Raw genomic sequence first — 7,463 nt, forward strand, 5'->3', positions numbered from 1 at the left:
TTAGACTTATACTTTCAGTAGTTAGTATTTCCGAACATTTACAACCTGATGATCGGCTAGCTTGGCGTATATTACTATGCTTGAGCGTGTCGTTGCATATTTTACAAGTCGCCATCGCCAGCCTCCGTAGCCGTCCGGCTATGAAAACTGTGTTCGGATTTTCGCTGGTCCTCAACCCAACTTGGTGGGCCCTCGCTGGCACCGCCATGCGCTCGCTGGGACGGTACGGGAATTGGCTATGAAGAGGCTCGCCCTATCCCGCGCGACCCGCGCGCGGTCCTATAGCCTCGGCGGCATTCCTCCCGTCCGGAATGCCTTAAAACCTGCAAGCCTGCGATCAGGCTTGGGGAGCCTCGCCCTCTGGATAGCCAGTTCACCCCTTTTTGATGGGCAATCGCCGTTCGACCACCGGCGGCTTGCGATGCTTGAGTAGGATGTCGTTGAACGCATCGACCATCAGTCGTTCAAGCGGAATGTCGAGGTCCTGCGCCAGCCTGGACATCTCGACCCAGCCCGCACGGTTCACGCGGACCTGCATCGTCTTCAGGTCGGACGGGCCAGGGGCAGGCGGCTCGGCTTCCCGCGAGGGCTCGGCATCATCCGACACGGCCGCAGCGGGCACAGGTGCCGACGCCTTCTGCTCCACGAAGCTGTTGAGTTTCGGACGGACCGGGCCAGCCATCGTTGATGCCTCGATTGCGGGTTAAAGGGATGCAGGATGCGCGGCTTACCGCGATGCCGCTTCTACTACTTGCGGCGGAATTCGTGGGCTAGCGCGACCACCTGTGACCACATGGACGCGATCTCGGTGGCCGCCCTCCCCTGGGGGTCGTACTCGTTCACGGACTGGCCGGAAATCAGGGCATGGCTCAAGCCGGCGCGCTGCGACACCTGGCCGGGGAGCACTGGCGCTCCCATCCCGGAAAGCATGGCGCGCGCCTCGGCGACGATCGATATCTCGGCGTCCCTAGTCGGCGGCGGCGCGGCGTTGATGATGCAAGCGATCGGCGCCCTGAGGCTGCGGGCCATCGCCAGGGTCGCCGCAACGGCGTCGAGGTCGAACGGGCCAGGCCTGACCGGGATCACCGTCACGGTTGCGCGAGACATCAGCGAGGCCGTCAACGGCGCGTTGTGCGGTGGGCTGTCGACGACCGCCCAGGCGATACCGTCGGCCTCCGCTGCGTCGAGGATCCCGGCGATCGTGTTGCCGTCCGCCTTAGCAAGCAGCGGGGTCTCGGCTGAGCGGCGCTTGTACCAGAAGGACAAGGAGCCCTGCGGATCGGCGTCGACCAGAAGCGTGGGCCCTTCGCGTTGGGCCAACGACCCGAAATGAGCGCAGAGGGTGGACTTGCCGCTGCCGCCCTTCTGGGTCGCCACCAGGATCACATGCATCGCGGCTTCCCTGATCACCGGCAACCCGAACCACCGGCATCCTTCCATCCCTCGATTAAGGCTTTGCGGCGAAGCGGGGAAGAGGCTCGCCGCAACACCGGCATGCAGGGTTGCAGGTTTTTGGTCAGCGATGGTCGTTGCCAGACCGGTTGTTCCTCCTACGGTACAGATAGATGGGTCCGCTTCCCGACCATTTGCAGACCCGCGGAAGGTCCGCTTTCCAGCACCTTGGTGGATGAAGCCCTATAACCGGGTTGGGCGCTGAGGAGGCCGATGCATCGTGTTCGCTCACACTGCTAGAGACACCGTGATCGGTTCCGGGCTCGCCTTCATCGCCGGCTTCGTGGACGCCGCCGCCTTCATCGCCCTGACCGGCCTCTTCACGGCCCATGTCACCGGCAACTTCGTCCTGATCGGTGCGGAGTTGATCTCTACCTCGACCGGCGTCCTCGCCAAGTTGCTCGCCCTACCGACGTTCATCCTGGCCGTCGCCATCACGCGCCTGATCACCCTGGCCCTTGAGCGGAGAGGATCGTCGCCGCTTCGCCCCTTGCTGGCACTCGAAGCTGCCGTCCTGATCGCCTTTGCGATTGCGGGTGTAGCTATGTCACCGCTCGGCTCACCGGATGGCTCGAAGGCAATCGGCGTCGGCATGCTCGGGGTCGCTGCGATGGGCATCCAGAACGGGATCGGGCGTCTGGTGATCGGCCACTTGGCGGCGACGACCGTGATGACCGTGAACGTCACTCAGGCCGTGATCGATCTTACCGACCGCCTGTGCGGGGCGAGGCTCAGTGAGCAGGTAAGCACTCGGCTGCGGCGCACGTTGTCCGCCGTGCTGGCGTTCGCGGCGGGCGCACTCGCAGGAGCGTTCGGTGTTGCCGCCTTGTCCTTCTGGAGTGTGCTCGTGCCGGCCTTCATCCTCCTCGTCCTGCTGATCGTTCCCGACCAGAAACCGGGTTCGTGAGCCGCAATTTCGGAGCGAAGCGGAACTTCCGCTTCCGGATGACAGGTCGAAGTCCGCCCACCATCCAAAGCGGCCCTTCGTCTCCACACAAGCATACCCAAAAGGACGACCGACACGCATTCAAAGAACTCGGTGCCGCCAGTGCGTTAGCGGCAGCCACGCTTCCATGCGAGCGTCCGGCTCGGCTGTATTGCTGTCCTCGATACAAGACGATAAGCGAGGCCTGCGTCCGCATCGGAGAAGGTGGCGATGAAGACACCGCTCGCCTTGCGGATCGACCCGACCGTGTTGGCTGCCGCCCGAGAGTGCGCGCGACAGGACAACCGCACGCTCACCAACTTCATCGAGACCGCCTTGCGTCAGCGCATCGCAGAGATGACGCCCGACCACCCCGCACGTGGGCACCTCGGCGCTGGGCTGGCCAGGGAACTGCCGCGTGACCTCTGATCCTTCCCCGCACGCCACCACCCTGCCGAAGGCGCGCACTGGCATCGACGGCTTCGACGATGTGACCTACGGCGGACTGCCCGCAGGGCGGCCGTCACTCGTCTGCGGCGCGGCCGGCTGCGGCAAGACGCTGTTCGCCACAACCTTCCTCGTGAACGGCGCGACGCTGTTCGACGAGCCCGGCGTGTTCATGAGCTTTGAGGAGCGCGCCGAGGACCTCGCTGCCAACGTCGCCTCCCTCGGCTACGACCTCGACGGCCTCGTGGCTGCGGGCAAGATCGTTGTCGATCACGTCAAGGTCGAGCGCAGCGAGATTGAGGAGACCGGCGAGTACGACCTCGAAGGCCTGTTCATCCGCCTCGGCTACGCCGTCGATACGATCGGCGCTAAGCGCGTCGTGCTCGACACCATCGAGACCTTGTTCGCCGGCCTGAGCGATGCCGCCATCTTGCGATCCGAGCTGCGCCGCCTGTTCGGTTGGCTCAAGGATCGCGGGCTCACCGCGATCATCACCGGCGAACGCGGTGAGGGCCAGCTCACTCGACAGGGCCTGGAGGAGTACGTCTCGGACTGCGTGGTGCTGCTCGACAACCGGGTCGAGGACCAGATCACCACACGGCGCTTGCGCATCGTGAAGTACCGCGGCTCGGCGCACGGCACCAACGAGTACCCGTTCCTGATCGACGAGCAGGGCATCAGCGTCCTACCGGTCACAGCCGCCGACCTTAGCTACGAGGTGTCGAATGAGGTCGTCTCGACCGGCATCGAGAGCCTCGACGCGATGTTCGGGCCCGGCGGCCTGTACCGCGGATCCAGCGTGTTGGTCTCCGGCTCGGCCGGGACCGGTAAGACCACGATCAGCGGTCACATGGTCGAGGCGGTCTGCGCCCGCGGCGAGCGCTGCCTTTCGTTCGTGTTCGAGGAGAGCGGCGAGCAGATCTGCCGCAACGCCCGCTCGGTCGGGCTCGATCTGTCTCGGCACGTGGACAGTGGCCTGCTACGGTTCGAGGCCGCCCGCCCGACCTTGTACGGGCTGGAGATGCACCTCGCGCGGATGCACCGGGACATCGAGCAGTTCCGGCCCCACCTCGTGGTGATCGACCCGATCTCGGCTCTGCGCGGCCCGGAGGTCGAACTTCAGGCCACGCTGCTGCGCATGGTCGACATGCTCAAGAGCCGCGGCATCACCGCGGTGTTCACGAGCCTGCGCACTGACGGCGCCTTCGGTCAGGCCGGCGACCTCGGCCTGTCCTCGCTGATGGACGTGTGGATCAAGTTGCAGGATATTGAGGCCAACGGCGAGCGCTCGCGCACGCTCTACGTGATCAAGGCTCGCGGCATGAGCCACTCGAACCAGGTCCGGGAGTTCCAGATGGCAGCGACCGGGCTGAAGCTCGTCGACGCCTACATCGGGCCGGCCGGCGTGCTCACCGGGACCGCACGCGTCGTCCAGGAGGCACAAGAGGAAGCCGCTGAGCTGCGCCGTCGGCAGGAGAGCGAACGCCGCAAGCGGGAGGTGGTTCGGCGACGTGAGGGGATCCAGCGTCAGATCGCCGAGCTGCGGGCGAGCCTGGAGACGGCCGAGGAGGAAGAGACCCTACTCCTGGGTGAAGACGCTCAACGCGAGACGCAGCTGGCTGGCGGCCGCTCCGACATCGCCCGACGCAGGAGCGCGGCCGAATGAGTGAGCGCATCTCATCCACCCCTGATCCCGTCTCCGAGGAAGATGGCGACCCGGGTCAGTATCACTTGCGCCTGTACGTCGCCGGGCAGACGCAGAAGTCGATGACCGCGTTGGTCAACCTCAAGCGTGTCTGCGAACAGCACCTCGCCGGGCGCTACGACATCGAGGTGATCGACCTGTTGAAGAACCCGCAGCTCGCCGCGGGCGATCAGATCTTGGCGATCCCGACCCTGGTGCGCCGCTTGCCGGCCCCGTTGAAGCGGATCATCGGCGACCTCTCGAACACCGAGAAGGTGCTGGTCGGCCTCGACATCCGTCCGCGCGATCCCGCCACGCCTTGAGCCCGGGTGGGCCAGACGCGCCGAACCCGGCCGAGTACCAACTGCGCCTGTTCATCGCCGGCACGAGCCCGCGCTCGCAGCGCACGATCGAGAACTTGCATCGGATCTGCCGGCGCTACCTCGCCGGCCGCTTCAGCCTGGCCATCGTCGACATCTATCAGCAGCCGGAGCTAGCCGAGGTCGATCAGGTCGTGGCGGCGCCGACCCTGCTCAAGCTGACGCCGCTCCCGGTGCGCCGGATCATCGGCGACCTCTCGGACGAGGCGCGGGTGCTGCGCGGCCTCGGCATCTTCTCGCCTCCCGGAGGCGGTGATGAGCCCGGGCGCTGATCCGACCGCCCTCGACGCAGCTCGTGCCCGCATCCGTGAGTTGGAGGCGCAGCTAGAGGAGAGCGAGGAGACGCTCGCTGCGATCCGCCGCGGCGACTTCGACGCGGTCGTGGTGGAAGGGCCGAACCAGGAGCGCTTGGTCTACACCCTGGAGAACGCCGACCGGCCCTACCGCGTGCTGATCGAGCAGATCCAGGAAGGCGCGTTCACACTCAGTTCGGACGGGGCGCTGCTGTACTGCAACCCGCGCATCGCGGCGATGCTCGCGCACCCACCGGAGGCGCTGATCGGGCAGCCGCTCAGTGCCTTCGTTCACGAAGCGGATCGTCCGGTCTTGATCCGGCTGCTGGCGCGAGCCGCTCGCAACGGCGCGGCCCGCGGCGAGATCAGCTTACAACCAGGCACCGGATCGCACGTGCCGGCCAATCTCTCGCTCAGCCGTCTGAGCCGGGGCGACGGCGTCGCCCTGTTGTGCGGCGTGCTCACCGACCTGACCGAGCAGCGCCAGCACCTGCACGAACTGGCCGAAGCCAATGCACAGCTTAAGCAGCAAGGCGAGGAGCGCGAGCGCATCGAGGAAGCGTTGCGACAGGCGCAGAAGATGGAGGCGGTGGGCCAGCTCACCGGCGGCCTCGCTCACGACTTCAACAACCTGCTCGCGGGCATCTTGGGCTCGCTCGAACTCATGCAGAGCCGCATGCAGCAGGGCCGGCTAACCGACGTCGATCGGTACATGACCGTTGCTCAAGGCGCGGCGAAACGCGCCGCCGCCCTGACGCATCGCCTGTTGGCGTTCTCGCGTCGCCAGACGCTCGATCCCAAGCCCACCGACGTGAACCGGCTCGTCGCTGGCATGCACGAGATGATCCAGCGCACGGTCGGACCGGGCATCCTGGTCGAGGTGGTCGGTGCATCCGGGCTCTGGCCCGCGCTGGTCGATCCCCCGCAGCTTGAGAATGCGCTGCTGAACCTGTGCATCAATGCGCGCGACGCGATGCCGGGTGGCGGGCGCATCACTATCGAGACCGCCAACAAGTGGCTGGATCGGCCAGCCGCGATCAAGCACGTTATTCCCGAGGGCCAGTACCTCTCGCTCTGCGTCACCGACACCGGCACCGGCATGCCCCCCGAAGTGATCGCCCGGGTGTTCGAGCCGTTCTTCACGACGAAGCCCATCGGCGAGGGCACCGGGCTTGGCCTATCGATGATCTACGGCTTCGCGCAGCAATCGGGCGGACAGGTGCGCATCTATTCCGAGATCGGCGAGGGAACGACGGTCTGCCTCTACCTGCCGCGCCACTACGGCGACGTCGCTGTCGATGATCCGACCGCCCTGCTCGCCGATTTACCCCGCTCCGACCAGGGCGAGACCGTTCTGGTGGTGGACGACGAGCCGTCCGTGCGGATGCTCGTCACCGAAATTCTCGAAGACCTTGGCTACCTCGCCATTGAAGCAAGCGACAGCGCGGCGGGCCTGAAGGTGCTGCAATCGGACGTGCGCATCGATCTCCTCGTCACCGACGTCGGCTTGCCCGGGGGCATGAACGGGCGACAGATGGCGGACGCGGCCCGGGTGTCGCGGCCCGATCTGAAGGTTCTGTTCATCACCGGCTACGCGGAGAACGCGATCCTTGGCAACGGCCATCTCGCTCCTGGGATGGCTGTGCTAACCAAACCATTTCCGATCGAAGAGATGGCCGCCCGCATCCGATCGATGATCGAGGCGAAGCAGTAGGACGTTCAGAGCCGTTCGCCTGTTTTGGGTCGGAGGTGGAATGTCCGCTTCGGGGCGGAGGGTCTGGGTCCGCTTGCCACCCTCTGCGGATGCTTAGCCCTGGGCGGCCAGCGTCTTCTGAATGACGCCCTTGGCTTCGACCAAATCATAGAGCCGCTGCTGCTCCCCGGCATAGTCATGGGTCACTTGGCGCCGGCTCATGCCGCCGACCCAATCCTCATCCTCGACGCCGTCCGGGCTCATGATCTCCTGCAGCGCGGCACGGGCGCGGGAGTCATCGGGCAGGTTGTGCGGGAGGATGTTCGAGGCGGCCGGGTTCTGGAGGAACCACGCCATCATCTCTCCGCTGATCGCGACGCGGTTCGTGAAGTCGGCGATAGCGGCGTCGATGTGGGTCAGCGTCCCCTTCAGGCCCGTCTTCAGCAGGTAGCAGAGGGCGTCGTTGATGCTGTGGAGCCAAACATTGTTGATGTAGCCCTCGCCGCGGTCGGAGGGCTCGTCGAACCCGACTTTGGTCAGGGCCTTGGCGGCGGCCTTGATCTCGGGGGGCATGCGAAGGGCGAAGGCA

9 protein-coding genes are annotated in these 7,463 nt (G+C 65.7%); 6 read left to right on the forward strand and 3 right to left on the reverse strand.

Translation table 11 applies throughout. The features are described 5' to 3' along the window. Positions 1-373: 373 nt before the first annotated feature. Positions 374-682: a hypothetical protein gene (locus FV242_RS31465; protein ID WP_147910931.1), complete on the reverse strand. Its 309-nt coding sequence runs from the start codon at positions 680-682 to the stop codon at positions 374-376. Positions 683-747: 65 nt separating this feature from the next. Beyond that, entirely contained in the window at positions 748-1,392 is a 645-nt protein-coding gene (locus FV242_RS31470; protein WP_147941671.1) for a ParA family protein, read from the reverse strand. Positions 1,393-1,669: 277 nt separating this feature from the next. Here FV242_RS31470 and FV242_RS31475 point away from each other — a divergent pair, with 277 nt between their 5' ends. From FV242_RS31475 to FV242_RS31500, 6 genes are all read left to right on the forward strand, one after another. Continuing rightward, positions 1,670-2,359: a YoaK family protein gene (locus tag FV242_RS31475; protein ID WP_210248984.1), complete on the forward strand. Its 690-nt coding sequence runs from the start codon at positions 1,670-1,672 to the stop codon at positions 2,357-2,359. Between the two features lie 249 nt (positions 2,360-2,608). Beyond that, complete coding sequence (locus FV242_RS31480; RefSeq protein ID WP_147941672.1) at positions 2,609-2,806, forward strand: hypothetical protein; 198 nt, start codon at positions 2,609-2,611, stop codon at positions 2,804-2,806. Beyond that, positions 2,796-4,490, forward strand: a complete 1,695-nt coding sequence (gene kaiC, locus FV242_RS31485) for a circadian clock protein KaiC (RefSeq protein WP_147941673.1) — start codon at positions 2,796-2,798, stop codon at positions 4,488-4,490. The genes FV242_RS31480 and kaiC overlap by 11 nt, the downstream gene beginning before the upstream one ends. Further along, a complete protein-coding gene (locus FV242_RS31490; RefSeq protein ID WP_147941674.1) occupies positions 4,487-4,831 on the forward strand; it encodes a circadian clock KaiB family protein in 345 nt (114 codons plus the stop codon). The genes kaiC and FV242_RS31490 overlap by 4 nt, the downstream gene beginning before the upstream one ends. After that, the gene (locus tag FV242_RS31495; protein WP_147941675.1) at positions 4,828-5,160 is read left to right on the forward strand and encodes a circadian clock KaiB family protein; all 333 of its coding nucleotides are present in this window, start codon (positions 4,828-4,830) and stop codon (positions 5,158-5,160) included. The genes FV242_RS31490 and FV242_RS31495 overlap by 4 nt, the downstream gene beginning before the upstream one ends. Positions 5,161-5,296: 136 nt before the next feature. Next, entirely contained in the window at positions 5,297-6,895 is a 1,599-nt protein-coding gene (locus tag FV242_RS31500; RefSeq protein WP_187278647.1) for an ATP-binding protein, read from the forward strand. A gap of 93 nt (positions 6,896-6,988) precedes the next feature. Here the strand turns inward: FV242_RS31500 and FV242_RS35020 are convergent. Beyond that, the coding region (locus FV242_RS35020) for a hypothetical protein (protein ID WP_187278648.1) at positions 6,989-7,463 on the reverse strand (475 nt) is incomplete at its 5' end.

Origin of the sequence: Methylobacterium sp. WL64 (assembly GCF_008039945.1) — a bacterium.
In the GTDB taxonomy this organism is placed as follows: Bacteria; Pseudomonadota; Alphaproteobacteria; order Rhizobiales; family Beijerinckiaceae; genus Methylobacterium.

Bases quoted from the DNA above. Each gene is read 5' to 3' on its own strand.
- FV242_RS31480 (WP_147941672.1), top strand. From the start codon at position 2,609: ATGAAGACACCGCTCGCCTTGCGGATCGACCCGACCGTGTTGGCTGCC.
- FV242_RS31470 (WP_147941671.1), bottom strand. From the start codon at position 1,392: ATGCATGTGATCCTGGTGGCGACCCAGAAGGGCGGCAGCGGCAAGTCC.
- FV242_RS31490 (WP_147941674.1), top strand. From the start codon at position 4,487: ATGAGTGAGCGCATCTCATCCACCCCTGATCCCGTCTCCGAGGAAGAT.
- FV242_RS31465 (WP_147910931.1), bottom strand. From the start codon at position 682: ATGGCTGGCCCGGTCCGTCCGAAACTCAACAGCTTCGTGGAGCAGAAG.